The sequence below is a fragment of the Pedobacter sp. 10L46_2 genome (genome assembly GCF_056395165.1).
In genome coordinates this window covers 1-23,200 of sequence record NZ_JBFTIZ010000073.1, presented here as the reverse complement: position 1 = coordinate 23,200, position 23,200 = coordinate 1, and the positions used below count along the sequence as shown (strand labels likewise).

Annotated in this window: 13 protein-coding genes; 4 read left to right on the top strand and 9 right to left on the bottom strand. The window is 39.6% G+C overall.

All coding sequences use genetic code 11. The annotated features are described in order from the left end of the window. Window positions 1–339 precede the first annotated feature (339 nt). From AC1DDX_RS10420 to AC1DDX_RS10410, 3 genes are all read left to right on the top strand, one after another. Window positions 340–3,681, top strand: coding sequence for a VCBS repeat-containing protein (locus AC1DDX_RS10420; protein ID WP_337716962.1), 3,342 nt, complete (start codon window positions 340–342; stop codon window positions 3,679–3,681). A 234-nt stretch (window positions 3,682–3,915) separates the two neighbouring features. Continuing rightward, window positions 3,916–7,056: a SusC/RagA family TonB-linked outer membrane protein gene (locus AC1DDX_RS10415; protein WP_337716964.1), complete on the top strand. Its 3,141-nt coding sequence runs from the start codon at window positions 3,916–3,918 to the stop codon at window positions 7,054–7,056. Window positions 7,057–7,085: 29 nt separating this feature from the next. After that, window positions 7,086–8,588, top strand: coding sequence for a RagB/SusD family nutrient uptake outer membrane protein (locus tag AC1DDX_RS10410; RefSeq protein WP_337716966.1), 1,503 nt, complete (start codon window positions 7,086–7,088; stop codon window positions 8,586–8,588). 47 nt (window positions 8,589–8,635) lie between these two features. Here the strand turns inward: AC1DDX_RS10410 and AC1DDX_RS10405 are convergent, their stop codons facing one another. The 7 genes from AC1DDX_RS10405 to AC1DDX_RS10375 all read right to left on the bottom strand — a co-directional run bounded on the left by AC1DDX_RS10405 (window position 8,636) and on the right by AC1DDX_RS10375 (window position 20,848). Beyond that, the gene (locus AC1DDX_RS10405; RefSeq protein ID WP_172662157.1) at window positions 8,636–9,484 is read right to left on the bottom strand and encodes a sugar phosphate isomerase/epimerase family protein; all 849 of its coding nucleotides are present in this window, start codon (window positions 9,482–9,484) and stop codon (window positions 8,636–8,638) included. Between the two features lie 22 nt (window positions 9,485–9,506). Next, window positions 9,507–10,625, bottom strand: a complete 1,119-nt coding sequence (locus AC1DDX_RS10400) for a Gfo/Idh/MocA family protein (protein ID WP_172662158.1) — start codon at window positions 10,623–10,625, stop codon at window positions 9,507–9,509. 48 nt (window positions 10,626–10,673) lie between these two features. Further along, window positions 10,674–11,414, bottom strand: a complete 741-nt coding sequence (locus AC1DDX_RS10395; protein ID WP_337716968.1) for a ThuA domain-containing protein — start codon at window positions 11,412–11,414, stop codon at window positions 10,674–10,676. A gap of 20 nt (window positions 11,415–11,434) precedes the next feature. Further along, window positions 11,435–14,854, bottom strand: coding sequence for a PVC-type heme-binding CxxCH protein (locus AC1DDX_RS10390; RefSeq protein WP_477622020.1), 3,420 nt, complete (start codon window positions 14,852–14,854; stop codon window positions 11,435–11,437). 133 nt (window positions 14,855–14,987) lie between these two features. Further along, window positions 14,988–15,686 (bottom strand): DUF3823 domain-containing protein, encoded by a 699-nt coding sequence (locus AC1DDX_RS10385; protein WP_337716972.1) that lies wholly within the window; start codon window positions 15,684–15,686, stop codon window positions 14,988–14,990. 24 nt (window positions 15,687–15,710) lie between these two features. Continuing rightward, a complete protein-coding gene (locus AC1DDX_RS10380) occupies window positions 15,711–17,642 on the bottom strand; it encodes a RagB/SusD family nutrient uptake outer membrane protein (RefSeq protein ID WP_337716974.1) in 1,932 nt (643 codons plus the stop codon). Window positions 17,643–17,662: 20 nt separating this feature from the next. Beyond that, window positions 17,663–20,848 carry a SusC/RagA family TonB-linked outer membrane protein gene (locus AC1DDX_RS10375; protein ID WP_337716976.1) on the bottom strand — a complete coding sequence of 1,062 codons (3,186 nt, stop codon included), beginning with the start codon at window positions 20,846–20,848 and terminating at the stop codon, window positions 17,663–17,665. 329 nt (window positions 20,849–21,177) lie between these two features. Here AC1DDX_RS10375 and AC1DDX_RS10370 point away from each other — a divergent pair, with 329 nt between their 5' ends. Next, window positions 21,178–22,071: an AraC family transcriptional regulator gene (locus AC1DDX_RS10370; RefSeq protein ID WP_172662164.1), complete on the top strand. Its 894-nt coding sequence runs from the start codon at window positions 21,178–21,180 to the stop codon at window positions 22,069–22,071. 11 nt (window positions 22,072–22,082) lie between these two features. On the opposite strand, the gene AC1DDX_RS10365 is transcribed toward AC1DDX_RS10370, so the two are convergent. After that, the gene (locus AC1DDX_RS10365) at window positions 22,083–22,607 is read right to left on the bottom strand and encodes an ExbD/TolR family protein (protein WP_337716978.1); all 525 of its coding nucleotides are present in this window, start codon (window positions 22,605–22,607) and stop codon (window positions 22,083–22,085) included. A 428-nt stretch (window positions 22,608–23,035) separates the two neighbouring features. Next, complete coding sequence (locus tag AC1DDX_RS10360; RefSeq protein ID WP_477622019.1) at window positions 23,036–23,188, bottom strand: DUF4974 domain-containing protein; 153 nt, start codon at window positions 23,186–23,188, stop codon at window positions 23,036–23,038. Between the last annotated feature and the right edge of the window lie 12 nt (window positions 23,189–23,200).

Sequence of the window (23,200 nt, the reverse complement as noted above, 5' to 3'; positions counted from 1 at the left end):
ACTCCATACTTTATTTGTTAGAAGACAAAGACAAACAGATAGGCTATATTCTTGATGCTTATGGAATGTATAGCTCTCAGGAAAATGCCGGGTTCGATGACTTTCTAAAAAAAATACCTACCGCAGATAGGGATATGCAAGAGTTATTTAGTTAACCAAAATTATATCTACAGCTTGTTTAGCTAAAAAAAACAGATACAAAAAAAGCATTTTTAATCGAATGCTTTTTTTGTATAAGAAGTTGGGGATGGTGCATCTTTAATGCTTTCCGTAAAAAAGATGATACATTGAAATAAAGTTGTTATCTTCAAGAAGAATTAAACCAAACTTCTTAACCAAATGTCTTCTTTAACCTCTAAACTGCACCTGAGCATAGCGCTTCTCAGCCTATTTTCATTTACATCCTGTGTAAATAATGATAAAAAAACGAGCATTGAGGCTGACACAAATAAACTCTTTTCTCTACTTTCCTCAGATCAAACACATATCGATTTCAATAATACAATCATTGAGAACGAGAGAGCAAACATTATATCTTATCAGTACTTCTATAATGGTGGAGGTGTTGCAATCGGCGATTTAAATAATGATGGTCTCGATGACATTTATTTCTCGGGGAACATGACAAAAGCCAAACTATATCTTAATAAAGGGAACATGCAGTTTGAGGATATTACCGATAAAGCCGGCATAACTGAAGTGGGCCTTTCCTGGAAAACAGGAGTTACCATGGCAGATGTTAATGGTGATGGAAGATTAGACATTTATCAGTGTTACTCCGGGGCGTTACCAGCAAAAAACAGATCCAATAGCTTGCTGATCAATCAGGGAATCAACGATCAGGGAATCCCGATATTCAAGAACGAGGCTGCAGCGTATGGACTTGCAGATACCGCATATAGTACCCAGGCCGTTTTTTTTGATTATGACAAAGATAACGATCTTGATATGCTCCTGTTAAACCATAATCCGAAAGTTTTTACTACCCTTGATGAAATATCTGCCCCTCTAATCTTAAAAGAGCCTGCACCAACCATTAGGATTAAACTATATAAAAATGAAAATAAAAAATTCAAGGACGTTTCTGATCAGGCTGGCATATATAATTCCTCTTTTACCTATGGTTTAGGTGCCGGAGTAAGTGACCTGAACAATGATGGTTATCCCGACATTTACATTTCAAATGACTATTCGGCTCCCGATTATTTGTACATGAATAACGGGAATGGCACTTTCACAAATCAAATTCAATCCCAAATCGGTCACACCTCTTTATATTCGATGGGTAATGATATTGCAGACATTAACAATGATGGCCTTTCTGATATTTTTACCTTAGATATGCTTCCGGAAGACAATCGCAGGCAGAAGTTGCTTTTTTCTCCTGACAATTATGAATATTATGATTTACGCCTGCGTCTTGGCTTCCACTACCAGGATATGCGCAATATGCTTCAATTAAATAATGGGAACGGCACATTTAGTGAAATGGGCCAGCTGTCGGGCATTTCAAATACAGATTGGAGTTGGGCACCATTGTTTGCAGATTACGACAATGACGGCTGGAAAGACCTTTTTATATCTAATGGCTATATGAGGGACTATACCAACATGGACTTTCTGAAGTTCAAAGGAGATTTCTTGCGTAGCACCGATCCAAGTCAAATAAAAGCGAGTCTGTTAGATCTGATTCACGCGATGCCGGCATCCAATGTTAACAACTACATTTACAAGAATAATGGAAACCTCTCATTTACCAATAAAGTGATGGAATGGGGATTAAACATTCCTTCGAATAGCAATGGGGCAGCATATGCTGATTTGGATAACGATGGGGATTTGGATCTGGTAGTTAACAACATCAACCTGGCGGCGTTTGTTTATGAAAACAAATCAGACAAAAAAGCGAAAAATCAATTTCTCAAAGTAAAACTGCAAGGATCCGGACAAAATACTCAGGGTATTGGGGCAAAGATATGGATCTATAACAAAAACAAACAACAGTATCTTGAACAAATGCCATCTCGCGGCTATCAATCAAGTGTTTCCCCGATTTTGCATTTTGGCTTAGGGGATGCTAATTCCATTGACTCTCTTCGAATAGTTTGGACAAGTGGAAAACAAGAGGTGATCTCAGGTATAAAAGCAAACCAGCAAATACCCTTGTTAGAAACAAACGCAAAACTAATATATAAAGCTCCGCAGCTTGTTCCTTCTATATTTAAAGAGGTTAAATCGCCTATAGCATTCCAACAGCAAAAAAAATCAACCAACGATTTTAAGCGACAACCATTATTAATAAATCCTATGTCATTTTCCGGGCCGTGTATAGCCAAAGCAGATATAAACGGCGACGGTTTAGAAGATATTTATATCGGCGGAACTCAGGGGCAAACCGCTGTGCTTTTTATTCAAAAAAAGAATGGCGAATTTGTAAAAAAACCTCAGGCAGCTTTTGCTTCCAGCATAAAAAGTGAGGATGCAGATGCAGTTTTTTTTGATGCCAACAAAGATGGTTTTATCGATCTTTATGTATGCAGCGGGGGCTATGACAGTTATACTGCAGCAGACCCATCACTGCAAGACCGGCTATACTTAAATGATGGCAAAGGTAATTTTAGGCAAGCAGTTAATGCGCTACCTAAAATGCTAAGTAGCAAGAGTTGTGTCCGCGTCACAGATTTTAATCAAGATGGTCATCCAGATTTATTTATAGGAGGAAGAGTAGTCCCAGGTCGTTATCCAGAAACACCAGCGAGCTATTTACTGATTAACGATGGGAAGGGAAATTTCAAAGATCAAGTTGAAACCATAGCGCCGCAATTACAAAAAGCAGGAATGATCACAGATGCAGCATGGGTGGATTTGAATGGCGATAAAAAACAGGATTTAATTATTGTAGGAGAGTGGATGCCTGTTACCGTATTAATTAGTAATAATGGAAAATTGATTGATAAAACCACTGATTATTTTGATAAACCCTTTTCAGGATGGTGGAATAAATTACTGGTTGATGATCTAAACAATGATGGCTTGCCGGATATAGTGATTGGAAATACCGGCTTGAATACACAATGCAAGGCAACAGAACAGGAACCCGCAGAAATGTATTACAAAGATTTTGACGACAATGGATCAGTTGACCCTATATTATGCTTTTACATTCAGGGAAAAAGCTACCCCTACGTAACCAGGGATGAAATGCTTGACCAGATGAGCATCATGCGCACCCGTTTTCCGGATTATAAAAGTTATGCTGATGCATCAATGAAAGACATATTCACGAAAGAGGAATTAAACGGTGTATCAAGGCTAAAAGCCAATCATTTAAAAACCACAGCCTTTATTAATAATGGGAAAGGCAAATTCAAAGAATTGGACTTGCCCATCGAGGCTCAATTTTCGCCTGTGTTTACCGTTACCGCCATTGATTACGATAAGGATGGCAATAAAGATTTGTTGTTATGTGGTAACATTAGCCGTGCACGACTCAGATTCGGAAAATACGACGCCAATTATGGCTTGCTTCTTAAAGGCAACGGTAAAGGCGGTTTTACCTACATCTCTCAGCAAAAATCCGGTTTTAATATAAAAGGAGATGTGAGAAGCGTAGTACAAACCAATAACAAACTGATATTCGGCATTAGCCAACAGGGCCTGAAGGCATATACATTAAGGTAATCGGGAAAGGCAATTGCCAGATAAATTACATGGCAAAATAGCTTAATGATTTGCAAAAATAAGTTAACAATCCAACTGAACTTTACTATACTTTCATAGTAATAGCATCATATCTTTTATTAAAATCTATTTCTTTTAAAAATCTGGATGCGTATCAAGCAGCTCAGATCGGAGAAGAAACAGGTACAAAAATAACTTAAAAGGTATCTGCTAGTTAACTAAATCATCCCAAATATGAACCAGTTTTTAACTTTGACACCCAAGGGTGTGGCTTTGCGCCAAAAAATTATTTGCCTGTTAACAGTTCTGTTCCTGGCGACAACGATGCAACTACATGCAAACTATCTAAAAAAAAATCCTGCTTACCTACGCATCCCCCCCATCGATGCAAAAGGAAAAATCCTGGATGAAAAGGGTGTTGGAATTCCCGGAGTCAGCATTAAAGTAAAAAGTACAGGACAAACTACAACAACTGATAATGACGGCAATTTCAGCATAAAGGGTTTAACCGACGAGGCGATTTTGATTGTTTCCTATGTCGGCTATACCACTCAAGAGGTAAAGGTTACTTCCGGAAACATGTCAATTAAGTTAGTGCCACAATTGCAAGGTTTAGATGAGGTTGTTGTTGTAGGGTACGGAACCGCAAAAAAATCGGATCTAACCGGAGCAGTAGGTACAGTAAAAGCAGAAACGCTTCAGGAGCGTCCGGCCTCGTCTCTTAATCAAAGCTTATCGGGTCGCGTGTCAGGCGTAAATGTATCCTCCAATTCCGGCAGACCAGGCGGCCGGGCCAGCATCCGCATTCGGGGCGCAAGTTCATTAAGTGTGTCTAATAATCCTTTATATGTGATTGATGGAGTTATACTCAATGCTGTAGATCTGAAAAACGGGAGTTCCCCGATCGATTACATAAACCCTAGCGATATCGCCTCTATCGAAGTATTAAAAGATGCCTCATCAACAGCAATTTACGGAGCACGTGGAGCCAATGGTGTAATCATGGTTACCACTAAACGTGGATCTTCCAATGGAGGGAATGTAACCTATGAATCAGACTTTAGTTTAGGTGTACTACCTAAAAAACTTGAAGTGCTCAATTCGAAAGAATTTTTAGCAGTAGAGGATTTAGCCTATGCAAACGCCAAAAAATATGATCCCGTAGGGTGGGCAACAGGAACAAAATACACAGACCCTAAGACCAAGCGTAACAATCCAAAATTGTTTGATTCACAAGGCAACCCATTATATGATACAGATTGGCAGGATGAAGCATTCCAAAAAGCGTTTACACAAAATCATCAGCTTGGCTTTGCCGATGGTAATGAAAGAAGCAGCTTTGGCGCTTTTTTAAACTATCGCAATCAGGAGGGGCTCGCACGTGGCTCATGGCAAAAAAGATATGCCGGCCGCTTTGTATTTGATAGCCAGATAAAGAGTTGGCTAAAAGTAGGTGGAACAATGGGTTATACAGATCAAAATGACAAACAAGTTGATCAGCTCGATGGAGGAGGAATAACCATGATGCGCCAGGTATTAGAGGCCTTACCGATTATTCCTGTAAAATATGCCGATGGATCATGGGCAAGCAACAGAGACTATCCGGGAATGGAAGGTGGCGACAGCCCTCTTCGTGTAGCTGCCGATAGGTTATATTTTTTGCGCACCCAAACTTTGCTCGGCAATATGTATGCGGCCATTAATCTGGCTCCCGGATTGGAGTTCAAATCAACAATTGGTACTAACATCATTAATCAGAGAGAGGATTATTTTGCAGCCAAAGGGATGCAATACATTTCTGACAATGGAGACGCCCGGGTAAATAACAACAGGTACAACTCATGGCAATTCGAGAATTACTTAACCTATAACAAGCAATTTGGGAAAATACACTCCATAAGCGCTATGGCAGGTCTATCCTGGCAGCATATTGATCGTTTTGAAAATCAAGCAAACACTCAGGGTTTCGACGACTCGTATTTTCTGTACAATAACCTGGGTGCAGGATCTAGCCCTCAGGCTCCTTCCTCCAATGGCCAGGCTTACGGGCTAAATTCATATTTTGCCCGCATAAATTACAGCCTGAACAACAGGTATTTAATAACTTTTACGGGTCGGGCAGACGGGTCTTCTAAGTTTGGAACCGAAAACCAGTATGCCTTCTTTCCTTCGGCCGCACTTGCCTGGAGAGTAATCGAAGAAGACTTCATGAAGAATATTCCCAGCATTTCAAACCTGAAGATTCGTGCCAGTTACGGCGCTACCGGAAATTCTGAGATTCCGGCATACAGAGCACTTGCAGGCATGGGTAATTATAACGTAATTTTCGATGGAACCCGAAATATTGGCATAGGCACCAACCGCATGGCCAATCCTACCCTACAATGGGAAAAAACGAAACAAATTGATTTCGGGCTTGAGGTCGGCTTATTCTCCAACAGGTTAAATTTCGAACTCGATCTGTATCGCAGAAAGGTTAATGGCATGTTACTAGAAGCCCCTTTACCACTAAGCAGCGGGTATCCCAGCATCTTCTCTAATGTTGGAAGTATGGAAAACAAGGGTATTGAATTTAGTGTAAACTCCACGAACATCAAAACAGACGATTTCTCCTGGAGTACAACCTTCAATATTTCCGTGAACAAGAACAAAGTTCTTGCCCTGGCCAGTGGCGATATATTTTCAGGAAATGGAGTAATTAGAGTAGGCGAACCTGTTGGCTCTTTCTTTGGAAGGGTACACCTGGGAACCTGGGGGACCAATGAAGCTGCAGAAGCAAAGAAATACAATATGCTGCCAGGTGATGTAAAATATAAGGACCTAAACAACGATGGCAGAATAAACGATCTGGACAGGACTATAATAGGAAAAGGTATCCCAGATGGGTTTGGCACGTTCTTAAATACTTTCCAATACAAGGCATGGTCATTAACCGTAGACCTTCAGTATATGTATGGCAATGATGTACTGGATAGAAGCATCCATTCAGCGGAAGACAGACAAGGCATTGCCAACAGTTACAAAACCGTGTTAAATGCCTGGACAGAAACCAATCAAAATACCTCAATTGCCCAAATCAGACCAATTAATGCCTATTATACCACAAACAATGATAGTCATAAAGTAACTGATGGATCATTTATCCGTGGGCGCAATTTATTACTTGCATATTCCTTTCCATCAGCAACAGCTGCTTCATTAAAACTGAATCGCCTAAGGATATATGGTTCCGTTCAGAACTTTTTTGTAGCTACTAAATATAAAGGTTATGATCCGGAAGTTTCCAACTCAGGAGCACCCTTCGATCAGGGCTTAACATTATATGATTACCCAAAGCCAAGGGTATTTATGGTTGGGCTTAATATCGGGCTATAGTTTAATACAAACCTTTTTAAGAAAGAAAAATGAAAACAATAATAAAAAAATATGGATTCCTGGTATTAACGGTTTACACTTTGGGGTTTACCAGCTGTACCAAATTTCTAGATGAATCGGATCCCAGCAATTTTACGGTAGAAAATTATTTTACTAAACCAGAACATGCAAGAAGTTCTGTAAATGCGATCTATGCAAGCATGCGTGATCCGATGAGTAGCGGCTTTGGCGGCGGCCCCTGGACAATGACTGAATTTGCTACCGGGCAGGCTGCTACTGATTTAGGGCAGGCTGTTGACAGCTATTTTGTAAAGGATCTGCAAAATACTGCCGATAACAGCTATGGATTAAATTATTGGCAAAATTACTATAAGGGCATAGGTAATGCCAACCTTTCAATAGCAAAGATACCATCCATCGCAATGGATGCTGCAGAAGCTAAAAAATTACTTGGCGAGGCTCATTTTTTACGCGCCTGGTATTATTTCAATTTAGTTCAGATGTTTGGTAATATTCCGCTGATAACAGAGCCCGTTGATTTGAAATCGGATCAATTGAGACCAAAACAAGCAGCTCCGGATGATGTCTACAAATTGATTGTGGAAGATTTAAAAACAGCAGAAGTTGCAGGCCTGGCATGGGTTGATGTTACAGGAAGAGTAAGCTTAGGAGCAGTAAAATCATTACTGGCCAAAGTATACCTTACCATGGCTGGCTACCCATTACAGAAAGGAGCTGAATATTTCGATTTGGCAGCAAAAAAATCAGAGGAAGTAATCGACTCCAAACAATTTAAGCTGTTCAATACTTACGGAGATTTACACAACCCGGCTAAGAAAAATATTGAAGAGAATATTTTTATGATTCAGTATAAGACACAGATCATTCCGGCAAACTGGCAGGAATTGATTATCCCTTATAATAAAAATATTTCAGCATACTCTGCCGAAACCGGAGGTATTTATGCCACAGCTGACTTTGTAAAATCATATGATCCGGCAGATCTGCGTGCAAAAGAAGGTCAGTTCTTTTTCACCAAGTTTACCAATCAGGACAACAGAAATCTGGTAGTAGATCTGGGAGGATACTTTATTTACAAAATTTTTGATGTAGCGGCACATACAAGCACGGCCAATAGCGATCTTAATTGGTCCCTGCTCAGATATGCCGAGGTGCTATTGATATATGCTGAAGCTGCAAATGAAGTAAATGGCCCAAGTACCAAAATATATGACGAAGTTAATCTGATAAGGACAAGGGCACAATTGCCAAAATTAACTGGCTTATCCAAAGATCAATTACGGGAAGCGATTTGGCGCGAACGCTGGTATGAATTGTGCTTTGAAAATGTGACCTGGTTCGATATGGCACGTCTCCGTAAAGCATTTAATGTGAGCACCAAAGGATTTGATAATTATGTTGGCCATAAATTCTCCTATGGCCCGGTTTTAACCCAAAGAGAACTGCTGTTCCCGATCCCTAGCAGGGAGTTGAGGAACAACACTAATTTGATTCCAACACCAGGGTATTAATTAATGTTAGTTAATGAGGCTATCCAAAAAGGATAGCCTCTATTGAACTAAGAAAATAGCCTTTTATAAAAAGCAAGACCGTCTATCGCAAGATCATCTGAACTATTCGCCAGCGGCCGCCATATAGAGGCCGCTCTTGCAATCTCTTCCGACACCTCACCAAAAGTTTCTATCACAATAGCTTTTTCATAGCCAATTTCAGTCAATGCCTCCTTAATGCCAATCCAATCAAGGTTACCAGTTCCGGGAGTTCCCCTGTCACTTTCATTTGCCTGGATATGACACAATAGATCCTTGCCCAATTTTCTTATCGTATCAGGAATATTCTTTTCTTCAATATTGCAATGGAAAGTGTCTAATTGTATTTTGACATTGGGACTGCCTACCTCACTAACTAAGGAAATAGCCTGATCGGCAGTATTGATCATATCCGTTTCAAACCGATTTAATGGCTCTACCCCCACCACCACCCCATAGTCGGCTGCTACTTCACCAATTTTAACCAGATTTTCAACGCACCAGCTTCTTTCTCTTTTTTTCTGTTCCTCGGTTATAAAACGGGTTTTTCCAACTGCAGAATATACCGGGCCACCAAAAATAGGGCTCCCTAAATGCTCCGCTATTTTAATGCAATCAGTAATATATTTGAGACCTTGCGCCCTTATTCGTGGATCCTCGCTGGAAATATCGCGTTCGGCACCAAATGCACCACTAACAGTAGCCTGTAATCCGGTTTCTTTTATGAGCTCTTTTAATCTAACCCAATCAATTAATTCTTGTTGTTCAACTGCTACTTCTATGATGTCAAATCCCATTCCTTTGATCTTATGAACAAGATCAAAGGAATGAGAAGTAAAGGGTGATTTCCAAAGGAATGTACTTACTCCAAATTTCATAAGGGATAAATTAAAGTTTTAATTAGATTTCGAAATCAGGTATATTGATACGCGTACCACCTTTCATTGCAGACTCATGCGCACAGATGCCTGCACAAGTATAATTGGCTGCCAGTGCAGCATCAACTGCTGAATCTCTACCTTCCATTATAGCAGCAACAAATTCCTGAACCAAATGAGGATGTGAGCCACCATGTCCTGCTCCCTGTAAAAATGAAACATGATTCGGATCATCTATTTTTTCTCTTTTTGTGAAATTCGCAATCTCAGGAATTAGCTGTTCATCGGTATCAGGTACGCTTATCCTGCGCGCATTTTCACCCCCATCAAACACGATGTGTTCTTCATCCTGCAACTGTTCCCATTCGAATGACATTTTCGTACCATATACATCATAACTTTCACGGTATTGGCGTACCACATCAAATAAAGAACGCGTAGCTTCTGCTACTACATCCGAGTTTTTTAACTTAAATGTTGCGGTTTCCACTGCAAACGGAGATCCATATCTGCTGGTCAGATCATCGCTTAGCCTTCCTGAACCATGACATACAACAGATTCAGCTTTAGTGTTATTGATCCTTAACAAAGGAGAGATGGCATGCGTTCCATTAAGCATTGGCGGATAGCCTTTCCAGTACTCGCCCCATCCATCCATACTCATGTCCTGAATATGGGAACCTCTAACAAACTGAATCCGACCCAGATCACCATTTTCTGCCAGTTTCAGCCCATAAAGGAACTCTCTGGTATATAGTGCCGTCTCCATCATCATGTACACTTTGTTAGCCTTTCTTTTAGCTTCAACTATCGCCGTACAATCCTCAACCGTCATCGCCATAGGAATGGTACATGCAGTATGTTTATTGGCGTTGAGTGATGCAAGCGTCATTTTAGCATGCTCAGGAACAGGAGTTACGATATGGATGGCATCAACGTCTTCTCTTAAAGGAACATCCTCATAATTTGTAAAGCAAAGATCCCTATCCAAATTAAATTTAGTGGCAAGCTCATCAATAGTGTCCTGATTGCGGGTACAAATCCCTACGGCTTTAACATCAGGGTGGTTCTGATAGATTGGAATAAACTCTTTACCAAAACCCATCCCTACAATAATTACGGTAATTTTCTTTTGACTCATGTGATTATTTAATTTAGATATTAACAGTTATTAAAAAGTTCAACAATATTATTTATGGCTCACCCACTTAATGGCATTCCGGATAAGCGTATGATAAACAGGTAAATCGTGCGATTCTGCATCATGACCTAATGCGATCCCAACAATCCGGGCTTTCGGATGATTGACAACAAATACAGAAGGATAAATAGCGGTAGATCCTTCCACACTAGAATTCGCTAAAATCTTTATTCCCGGCCCCGCAGCATCCACTTTATAGTAGTAGCGTTCATCTTTCAGGCTAAACTTCTGGTCTACCCCCTTTGTTACAGGATGTTTTGCATCAACAACATTCACTTCAAATGAGCCATATTTATCATGACCTTTTGATCCACCACTTACCAGCTGAAGATTATATTCGGGCCAGTCTTTCCAGTTGTACCACAGTGCAGCATGAGCAAGCACCAGGCCCTTACCAGCGTTAACAAAGGCAAAAATGGCTTTCCTCAGTTCAGGATCTTCCATTGGCTGGTTGTTCGTTAAGAATAGAACATCAATATCGGGCAGTTTAGAAAGAATACTGCTCACATCACTTGTATAGGTCACAGTAGCAAGCCCGTCTTGCGCTAAGGTTTTTGTATCGACTTCTTTATACCATTTGTCGAAATCATGGGAAGCACCCCCACCTACCATCAGCGTACGTATTGCTTTGGTTTTTTTCTGAGCGTTGGCCGGAGAATTTACCCCACAACTACTCAACGATAATACCAGGATAAAAAGCGAAGCCAAAAAAATTACATTCCATTTCATATCAAAAAGTTTATTTTAAATTACTTAACTACTCTCATAATACCATTCATTCCTCTCCAGTGACCAGGAAACGTGCAAAGAAAAGGATAGTCGCCAGTGACATCTGGCACTGTAAAATCAAAAGTTACTACATCCCCCGTGTTCAAAAGTTTAGTGGCATGCAAAACTTCGGGCATAACAGGCACATAATTCTTTTGGGCAGCCTGCGGATCACGAAGCATATCATCTGCAGCTTTCCCTACCTTTTGTAAGGTACCGGGTTTAATAATAAGCATATTATGCTGCATACCATCCGGATTTTCCAATTCAAAAATCAGTTTCTGCCCCGCTTTTACTGTAAAGAGATTTTTATCAAATTGCATCAGGTCCTTTACCACTTTGATTTTAATCAGCACAGGTTTAGAACCATCATTTTTAATTGTAGTTGCGGTCGCTGCCTTTTTACTTCCTGAGGGTTCTGCTTTTTTTAATTCAAGTGATGCATTTCTTGTTTCCCCTTTTAGTGGCAACATTCCATTATAAAATGGTTTCTGGTCCTCACTTTCTTTATCTCCAACAAAGCGCAAGCTGCCCTTAAGTGCATTTTTAAAGAGCCCGGAAGCTTTTGCATCGGCTACTTTTCTGCCATTTATTTCCAGTGTAATCATACCACCTGTCTCCAAACTGGCAATCACATCAAAAGATCTGTTCGGTACTGAATCTTTCGTTACTGCTGTATATGATTTACCGTTTTGGTTAACCACCATATTCAGATTCCCTGATTCAATAAATAAGCAATATCCATTATCCTTATTTCCCTGAGCCATAATGGCACCATTAAATTCACTGTTTCTAGCCTTGGTTACAGTCGCCTTGAAATGAATTTCCTTTCCGGCAACATCAGGCGACAACTGTGTGCTGCTACCCCTATCCAGCACATAAACTTCCTGACTAACCGCATTTACCAGGCGCCAGGTAAGACTTGAGTCACTAACTTTTTTACCACTTTCTTTTGAAACTGACAAAAAACCTTCTCTATTCTTCAAAGCTGCTGCAAACAGTGCTTGCGAGAGCCACTGGTCTTTTTCATTTTCCGCTTCAAAACTGGCTTCATAAATGATCTTCGCAGTTTCTTGTGATTCGGGTAAAGCGGCAAGTGTTAAAATTGCAGCCATTCTTGTATTTAAATTTTGGTCGTTAAGAATACCACTGCTTTGCATTAGATGTATCGTATGGTTGTTTTTAGGTAATACTTCTATTGCAGCTTTTCTTACTCCAGCCACAGGGCTAGATAAGGCCTGCACTACAACTTTCGTAGCTTCAGCGTTTTTACCGTCCAATACGCCCATGCCATTTAATGTCCACAATGCATTAACAGCCGATCCATTAAGCCCAATTTCATCTGCTTTTTGATCGCTTACCAACTTTAACAATGCAGGAATAGCACTCTGATCTTTTTTCTCTACCAGTAAACGTTGAGCCGTTATTCGCCAAAACATATTGTCGCTTTCTAATGCGGCAAGCAATCCGGGTGTATCATTCTTAGATAATGATATTGGAGTATATGGCTTAGCCTTTTTATATATCACACGATATATCCTACCCCGATCAAGATCTCTTAAATTGCTGATCAATGCATTTCCCTGTCCTAGTTTTTGATCTGCTAAAGTAAGTGGCAGAATAAACTCCGTAGGCGATTGTCTGGGAACAAATGTGTTGTGTTGAATAACAAAATTATACCAATCGGCCACCCATACCGCACCATCCGGACCAACTTCTGCCTGCACCGGACCAACCCATTCGTCGGAGCTTGCCAGGAAATTCCATCCATCTTTTTCTTTAAATCCTGCTCCATCCGGCTCAATGATTGCATTATGGATTAATTTCACCGTAGGTTCAGATATAAAGGCAATGCGGTTCCAGTAATTTTTTGGGAAATTTCTGGCAGTATATAAATGGTGACCAGCAGCTGCAGTAAATCCGCCAACCACATCTACTTGTCGCAGGTTAGGGGTCATGGCATGCACATCATAGTGGCCATCAATTTTCTGAACTGCATTTAGATTTAAACCAGGAAGTGTCCTTTTGGTGTAAGAAGCAGGCATAGAATAAAATGCGCTGTGTGTATTGTTAGCGGTAGATATAAAAACATTATTATCTTCCGAGAAGCCCAGCCCCCAGGTATTATTACTTGTTGGCGCCAGGTATTCGAAATCTTTTCCATCCGGCTTAAACCGATAAACACCCTGCCCAAAACGGGTATTAACGCCCTCTATTTGCCCATTGAAACCCGAGAAGCCCACGACCCCCCAAATTTTATTATCAAAACCATATAGCAAGTTTGAAGGACCTGCATGGGTGTCATTTTTACCCCATCCGGTTGATACTATTTCATGAACATCAGCCTTATCATCACCATTGGTGTCTTTCAAAAACACCATGTTCGGTGCTTGCGAAATGATCACTCCATCATTAGCAAAAACAATACTTGTTGGAATATTTAAACTGTCTGCAAAAACGGTAAACTTATCCGCTTTACCATCTCCATCTGTGTCTTCACAAATTTTTATCCGGTCATTTGCCGCACCATCTGTTTCAATAAAAGTATTTGGATAATCTACAGATTCCACTATCCAAAGTCGTCCTTTTTCATCCCATGCCATTGCAATAGGATTGGTGATATCTGGTTCCGCAGCAAAAAGCTTAATGTCAAAATCTACCGGAACCTGTATTAATTTCAAAGATTCTTCCGGAGTTAACCCTTCCTGTATTTTAGGAACGATGTGCCTTGCTGTAAAATCAGCTATTGTATCCGGATAAATGCTCATATTAGGAATTTTTAATCTTGCAATCTGATCTTCTACTTTATCGCCAACAGCCCATAAGACTCCGTTCCTTACCAATTTCAAGAAATTTCCGTTCTTCCAGGTTGCATCATCATGTCCGTAAGCGGTGTAAAAAACCCTTCCTTTTCCCTCATTTCGTACCCAGGTGTATGGCTCTTTTCTTGCCCCTTCGGTACGTTCGGTTAATACAACGATATCAGGATTGAGTTTTTGATGAACATAGGTCTCATCTGTAGTGGTGAATGCAGTAATGTTTTTCATTACCTGATGCGAAGGATTTGCGATCTGAGCAGTAAATGATCCGTTACCATGCGATGCAAACTGACCTCCAATTGCTTTTATATACCATTCAGAATTTTTAAAACAACCTGAAGCCGAATGTAGTGGAATCAGACCTTTACCATTTTCAACAAAATCCTTCAAAGCCTGCTCTTGTGAAACGGATATCGTATCGTGGTTGGCATAGATAATCAACCCGTCATATTTGCTTAGGTTTTCTGTATTCAGATCCTTCAGGTCTGTAGTATAAGTAAGGTTAACACCGCTTTTAAAAAGTTCAATGGCCAGCCAGGGCGCATATTTACCTGAATCGTGATGTGTACTGACGTTCCCCAGGAATAAAATTTCTGCCCTTCTGTGTGTTAAGATTATTTAGTTAAAAAATACTGGTTTAGCTAAAATCATCTTTTTAAACTTTGTCAAACCAGCTCCCAATAAGAAAAGGGAGCTGGTTTAACTTAAAAAAATATTAAAAAGTTAATTTCTTTACAGGTGCAAAAATCATATCGTCAACACCCGAAAATTTGACCCCAATGCTGGCAAACACATAATTTTGAGTAGGTACTAATGTTGGCACAGTAACACTTAAACTAACATTATTCAGGTCGGTAATGGCAGACCCGGCTAAGTTGGTTGTAGCAACATTGGTTTGGGAATCCGCAAATCGTGTTTTGCTGATATAAAGCGTTACGCGTTCTATTGTTTTAGCATTTGCATCCTTTACAATTTGTTCTAACTTAAATGTTCCGGTAACACTTCCACTTGAATAAGTAAGCTGAGGTGTCCTTATCATATAGTAAGGCATTACCTCAATATCCATATTGGTGTTTCCTTTTAAAGTTATTGCAATTGAATCGGGCTTGCCACCGGTTTGTTTCCAAACAAAGGGGCCTTGTCCAATCGGAACAACCATTTTGTAAAGCCCATCAAAAAGCAGGTGTGAAAACGCCCCTTCAGGCGTGAATATACTGCCTATGGCACCGGTTTTACCAAAGCCCGATTGATATAACTCGTAGCTCACCTTATTATACTCAAAATTCAGTGGCTCCCCCTGATAAACTATACGTCCGGCTAAAGCAGCTTTAGGCGCATCAAAATTATCCTTCTTACAAGACAGAATAACGGTACTGAGTGCGAAAAACAGTATATAATGAAATTTAATTTTCATAATTATAAGATTTATAAATAATACTTATTGATTAGGTTGTTTAACTAGTTTTGGATTTCTTGTGAGGATATCGGGCTCAATCTCACTATAATAATTACCCAATTGCCAGTTGTCGCTTGCAGTAACAATGTTTGATAAATCCACTTTGTAAATCCACTTACCATTATTTGGTGATCCCGGAGCATAATATTTATATGGCAACAAACTGTAAGGTTGAGTACTGCGTTTTGTCGCTTTAGAAAGATTACTTAAAAGATCTGTTTTATTTAAAGCAACCCCATCAAATACCTGGTGGGCAATTCTAAACCTTTTAAGGTCAAAGAAATATTGTCCTTCAAAAGCAAATTCCACTCTACGCTCATGCACAATCCGATCAAAAGTGATATCGCCACCGGTTAAAGGAACAACCAATCCGGCCCTGGCCCGTACCTGATTCATGTACCCCGCAGCAACCGAAGATTGTCCTAGCTCAAAGGCTGCCTCGGCTGCATTCAATAAGATTTCAGCATAACGATATCTTACCAACCAAACGGCACTTCCTACCCCACGCTGACCCGAGCCAATAGCAGGGTCCTGATATTTCCGGATATAGAAACCGGTTTGAGCAGTATTACCAATTCCGTTAATTGGCCCATCAAAGCCAACAACCTGTTCCGGTACCGTTTTACCAGGTAATACCTTTTGAGCACCGCGCTCACCTCCACTGATTACCGTTCCGTTTGCTAGTTGCACTCCAGCCCAAATGTCAACTGGTCTGGCTTTAAAGCTTGAGCCCGGGATGATTACCGTGCCACCCAAACGGGCATCTCTGCCGGCAAATATGTCCTGTTGATTGGTATAATAAACATAATCACCGTTAGCGTCATTGGTAGCTAAAGGGGCGAATGTATTATCTAACTTTTCAAATGACTGAACCAAATTAAGGGATGGATTTATACGGCCACCTTCTTCTTCTTCAGCACCAAAACGGGGCTGATTTACTTGCGTAAATCCATGTCTTTTGAATTTTAACGCATAATCGTCAACCCATATCACCTCATTATTTTGTGTTTTATCATAAAATATGGCAGCAAAGTTTTCAGAAAGATTTCCGGGTTGCTTTTTGTATAGTGAATAAGCTCCCGCTGAGCCACTGATGATTTCTTCAGCAGCTTTCAAGGCAGTGGTATAATAAGCATTTGCCATACCTGCCGGAATACCTACCTCGCCACCTGAGAGCGAAACGGAAGGAGTTGTTGCGCCGTATTTTGCAATAGAAGCAGCATATAAAGCAGCTCTTGATTCCATAGCCAATGCAGCACCTTTGGTAGCACGGGCTTTAGTATTGCTATTTGCAGGAAGCAACAGTTTTAATTCCTCTGCCTCCTTAATTACAAAGTCATACATTTCCGATTCCTTTGCCCTTGGATATTGCAAAGAAGTAACATCAGTCCCATTAAACTCTAATGAATTGAGAATGATAGGCACGCCTCCATAATACTGGGTTAAGGTGAAATAATAACTTGCCCTTAAAAACCTGGCTTCAGCAATATAAGATGCCTTGGTTGCCGCATCCAGTGCTGTAGCTGTTGCACAGCGCTCCATAAACAAGTTAAGTTCTCGGATATAAGTATAATCCCATGGTGTCCAGAAGTACGTTGGCCTGCCGCCAACATCTGGACCTCTGTATCCCCTAAAGCCCCAGGTACTGTTGCCATGGTAATTGTTATATTGTCCATTTTCAGAATAAAATGATTCATTAAAGTCACCAAAAGTAACCCATTCAGTAAGCCTTGGGTAATCGTACTGACGGTTATAAAGATCTGCCAGGATAGAGAGCACCTGTGTAGGATCACTAAAGGCCAGTTCAGGACTTAATACCTGAGTAGGCTTTATATCCAAATAATCTGAATCGCTTTTGCACCCCAAACTAAAAACGAATAAGGTGGCTATTGCTATTATAAATTTATTTTTCATGTTAGTTCAATTAAAAACTGTTATAAAGTGAGGTTAATGCCCATGTTAACAAATGAATTTTGTGGGTACTGTAAACCATTTGTATCCTGAACTTCCGAGTCAACCTTGTACTTGCTTAGGTTATCAATAGAAAATAGGTTATAGCCATTTACAAACAGGCGTGCCTTTTGGATGTTTATTTTTCCTATTAGTGATTTAGGTAAGGAATAACCAAGCTCCAGTGTTCTGGCACGAATGGCCGTTACATTATGCAACCAAAAAATAGAGTTTTTATTTACCGAACTGGCTGAATTGACGTTAAATCTTAATGCAGGATATTTACCTGGTATCCATTCACTATTTAAATCAAAAGCATCAGCTCTTCTCCATCTGTCCGTTAAAATGGTATTTAATGCACCTGAATTATATGAAAACCCTCTTCTGATTTCGTTTTCCTGATTATAGCTGTACATAGATCCGATTGAAAAATCAGCAGCAAAATCAAATCCCTTCCATGCTACGCTAAAATTAAACCCACCATTGATAATTGGCTGGTTGGTTCCGTCGGCGCTTCTTCCATAACCTAACGGGCGCTCATCATATCCATCAATTTTTCCATCACCATTAAGGTCCTTATAAATCAAGTCGCCCGGTAATAGGGTCTTATTACCCTGTCCGTCAATATTTATCGGATAGTTATTTATTTCTTCCTGTGATTGAAACTGGCCTACTACATCATATGCCCAAAAAAGGTTCTTGTATCTACCCTCGGCAGAATTACGGTACTGATCCCATGAGTTAAAAAATATCGGTTTGTAAGAAGCGGTGAACTTACTACGTGCGTATCCAACATTTCCACCAACGCTAAAAGTAACTGCACCAGCCGATCCATTGTAAGCAAGTGAAATCTCACCCCCGGCCTGCTCGTCTTTATTTATATTTTCGTCGCTTAGGTTAAAGCCAATCTCGCTAGGTAAAACGATATCATATTTGGTGCCTCTAAGTCCTGTTCGCAATCTTTTAAAATAGTCGACACTTCCAATCAATTTATTGTTAAACATGGTAAAATCGGCACCTATGTCCAGGATCTTACTTTTAAACCAGGAAATATTTAAGATGGGCTTACCTTTATCTCTTGAACCTATAATTGGATTTCCATCAAGAATGCCATAGCCATTCTGATTATAATTATAGCCGGCAAGATAATCAGTTGGTAATATCCCGTTATCATCATCTCCAAGTACACCGTAAGAAGCACGGATTTTCAAATCGTTCAGCTTACTGTTTTCACCTAACAGTGATTTCATGAATTTCTCTTCAGTAATTCTCCATCCACCAGATACAGAAGGGAAAAATCCTACTCTTTTATCCGGAGCAAATTTCCATGAAGCGTCCCTCCTGCCTGAAAACTCCAGGTAGTACTTATTCGCATAATTGTAGTTTATCTTTCCAATGTATCCGATACGGGCTTGCTGATCATCGCGATCATTGTAAGTATCCGTAGTGTTAAAATAGATAAGCGGAAGCACATTTGTTGCTGGCACGGCATGAACAAATACTTCTTTGTCCCTTACATCATATCTTTCAGAAATGAGAAGCCCTCCTACTGTATGTTTACCAAACGTATTGTTGTAGTTTAATCCAACCTGATAGTTATTCTTTTCTATCTTCTGAGTCCTACGCTCCCGCCATGGATTGATACTACCTCCGGTTGCTTTATAAGTATCGTCGGTAGGATTATAGGTATACGTTTTGTAAGTATACTCATGACCATCGTGCAGGCGATCTTCGAGTCCGTAAGAATAAGATCCCTGTGCAACAAGTCCCTTTATGTATGGGATTTGATATTGGGCATTAAACCTGGCCGATCCGTAACGTCTTCTATCATTCGAATATCCACCGTATTTCTTATTGTTATAAGCCCAATTGGATTCATTGTGGCCAATATCATTTATATAATCCGGATTGTCATTGGCATACGGACGTTCCCAGGGCCTGTTCCATAAGATGGCAGCTCTTGGTAAATTATAGTCATCACCTCCGGGTATTCCGGGATTATCTCTCACTTCGTTCCATCCATTTATCCCAATCCCAACCTTTAACCTATCTGTAATATTGGCATCCATATTGGCATTGATGTTTTTACGCCCATATGTAAACTCGCGTCCTAATACAGAATATTGGAACATATTTGTACCAGAAAAATAATAGTTTATTCTATCAGAACCACCTGTAGCATTAATAGCCTGCTGATACAACGGCGCATTTTTCTGTACAATAAAGTCTTTCCAGTTAAAACTTTGATAACCCGGAGCGGTGCCTTCCTTGTATTTGGCTAATTCCTCTTTGGTAACGGTAGTTGTCCCTCCGTTGTTCATCTCCGCATCAGCTTTGCCTAAATACCATTCGTATGAATCGTTCACTACATCAGGAAACCTGCTCCAATTCTGAAAGCCGGCATAGGTATCGATATTTATTACATTCTTTTCCCCTCTGCTTCCTCTTTTTGTGGTAACAACCACTACACCATTCGCAGCACGTACACCATAAACAGCTGCAGAAGCATCCTTTAAAACGGTAATGCTTTCTATATCACTTGGCGCAAGATTGTCGAACTGTCGTTTATCCTGCTGGATCCCATCAATTACAAACAATGGATTCCCCATGTTTCTTACCTGAATGGTAGCCCCACCTCCTGGTCTCCCATCAGGCATACGAAAGGTAACGCCCGGTAATTTCCCAGCCAATCCTGTACTTACTTGCGATCCGCCATGTACTTTTTCCAGATCTTTACTGGTAACCGTTGAAATGGCTCCTGTTATTGATTCTCTTTTTTGGGTGCCATATCCCGTTACAACAACTTCGGTTAACTGTTGTTTATCCTCTTCCAATTCTACGTTAATTGTGGTGCCACCCTCCACGATAACTTCTTTTGTAAGAAATCCGATATAGGTGAATACCAATACGCCCCTTCCCGTTGGTAAGGAAACGGTGTACTTGCCCTGTTCATTTGTACTCATACCTGTATTGGCCCCTTTTAACTTAACGCTCACCCCGGTTAGTGGCTTTTGTTGAAAAGTTACGGTACCAGTAATGGTCTTTTGTTGTGCATGCACAGACTCCCGGGACAATAAAACAAGGGTAATCAGTAAAAGAAAAACAGGATAATGTTTTCTTAGCAAAGCTTGCTCAAATAGAACAAATCTCTTGAGTATTAATTTTTTCATCTTATATTAAGTTTGATTAAGTTTAGGTTAAATAACTGAAATCGACATATTTAATGCTCATACTACTATGGCTTATCTCCTTTCTTTAATTAATGACTAATAAAAATTACCGCGCCCATAAATTAACTTATGGCGTCATGTTCTGATTTTCTAGATAGTTGCGGGATTCCGGAATCGCGTCGTTCTATTTTACAATCGTCTATATTTGGTTTTGGTTAATACAAGTTTAAATTTTATTGCGCTGGAATCATTGGCACTTGTTATCTAATAATGACTATATTGTATCCTAAAATTTCCATATAGCCAATATTTAAGATAATTTTAATAAAATGACGCACGTTATTCCCAAATCGCCTATTTCACAATCTAAAGTGTATGTGGTTAAAGAAATTTATGCCCCCTACTTTGATCCTACGTTTCACTCACATCCCGAATTTCAATTAAACTGTGTTCTGGAAGGCGAAGGAAGCCGTTTTGTAGGTAATAACATCACCTCATTTAAGGCTATGGATATGGTACTTATTGGTCCGCACCTTCCCCATGTATGGAGAAATGAAAACAAATATTTCGAAAAGGACAGTACACTATCAACCAGGGTTATTGTGGTATACTTCCATAAAGATTTTTTTGGAGAAGCATTGCGGTTAAAAGATGAAATGGGCCAAATCGACAGGCTATTTCAAAAATCTGAACGGGGACTAGAAATTATTGGGAAAACAAAGGTTGTTGTAAGTAAAATGATGCGTGAGCTGTTAGAATTAGATGGCATGGATGGCGTTATTCAATTGCTTAAAATATTAAATGTACTTGCTAAATCAAACGACTATCATTTTGTTACCCATAATTATTTGATTTCATCTAATACTGAAGCGGAGACTACCAGAATGAACAAGGTATATGGGCACGTAATGAGGAATTTCAAACATACCATTAGTGCGGAGGAGGTTGCCTCCTTAATAAATATGACCCGTACATCCTTTAGCAGATATTTTAAGGCGCGTGTGAATAAATCATTTTCAGATTTTCTTAAAGAGATCCGAATTGAATCTGCCTGCAAATTACTCAAGGAAGGAAAAATGAATATTGATCAGATTGGTTACGAATGCGGCTTTCAAACGCTCTCTAACTTTAATAAACAATTTAAAAAAGTTATAGGAAAACAACCTAATCAATACCGGAATGAATACCAAAAAGTAGCAGCCGAGTCATATCGGTATTTTTAACCTTAGAACGGTTACCTTTCTATAAATCCTTGTTCCTGACTGGCCAGACTATTGTCATCAATCAGATAAGATTTCACATCTGCGATACTCATTTCATCCAGTACGTCTACAAAATTCTTATATGTAGATCCTTCGGTGGGTTTAATAATAACTATCATAAACTTKGCCGGATCATTTTCATGCAACTTTGCTATTTCCTTTTTATTTTGAGCTAAAACACTGCCTATCATTTTAAAACTTACACGATGTGGAGTTGCTTTCTTCGTCTCACCTTTATACCAGACAATGCTATTATCCTTACCCAAAAGAACCGTTAGCGTTCTTGACGCAGGATAAGGCTGATCAGGGATATCGATAATCGGCTTGGCTATATCCATGGCCTGCGACTTAGATAAGGAAGTTGTGAGCATGAAAAAGGTTATTAAAAGAAATGCCAGATCTACCATTGCGGTAAGGTCTACGGAGGGAACTGCTTTTCGGGTTCTGTTTTTTCCTTTTAAGGCGTCGCCATTTTGAGGAATGCTTAAGGTTGCCATAGTTCTGTCTTTTAGTTATGATGTGGATAAACATCAAATTTCATAAGGAAGACAGAAATATTTTTTTGAACTCAGAATCATCAAAATTTTGATTTTTAACTCAAAATTTTAAAATAAACTATTTAAATTAATTTTATAGAAACTATTGTTCTTAGAACAGTAGCATAGTATATTTGATAAAACTAAAAAGATATGTAAAAGCTAAATACTATATTTTTGCCGAATCTTCAAAATATGTGAAGCATTTAGCACTTAAGAATCTCGTCCTAGAAACCTGAGAACTTCCAAACAAACGAGAGAATAAGTGATGTTAAGTAAAAACACGGGATTTATAGACATTCATGAAAGCTTAAAAAACCAAATAACGGCTAATTATACCCTATAACTAAATTGGCTGTAACCATTGTACATCTCGCTGATAGTAGACACTATAACACGATGATTGTTTTTCCTTCTACCCTGAATTTTACATCACCAGTTAACTCCAGGACGTGAAGTATCTGTGAGATTTTTCCATATTTGGATATGGTACCGCCAAAAATCTGTTTGCCGGCTTCTTTATTTTGATAAACAACATCCATGTTGTACCATCT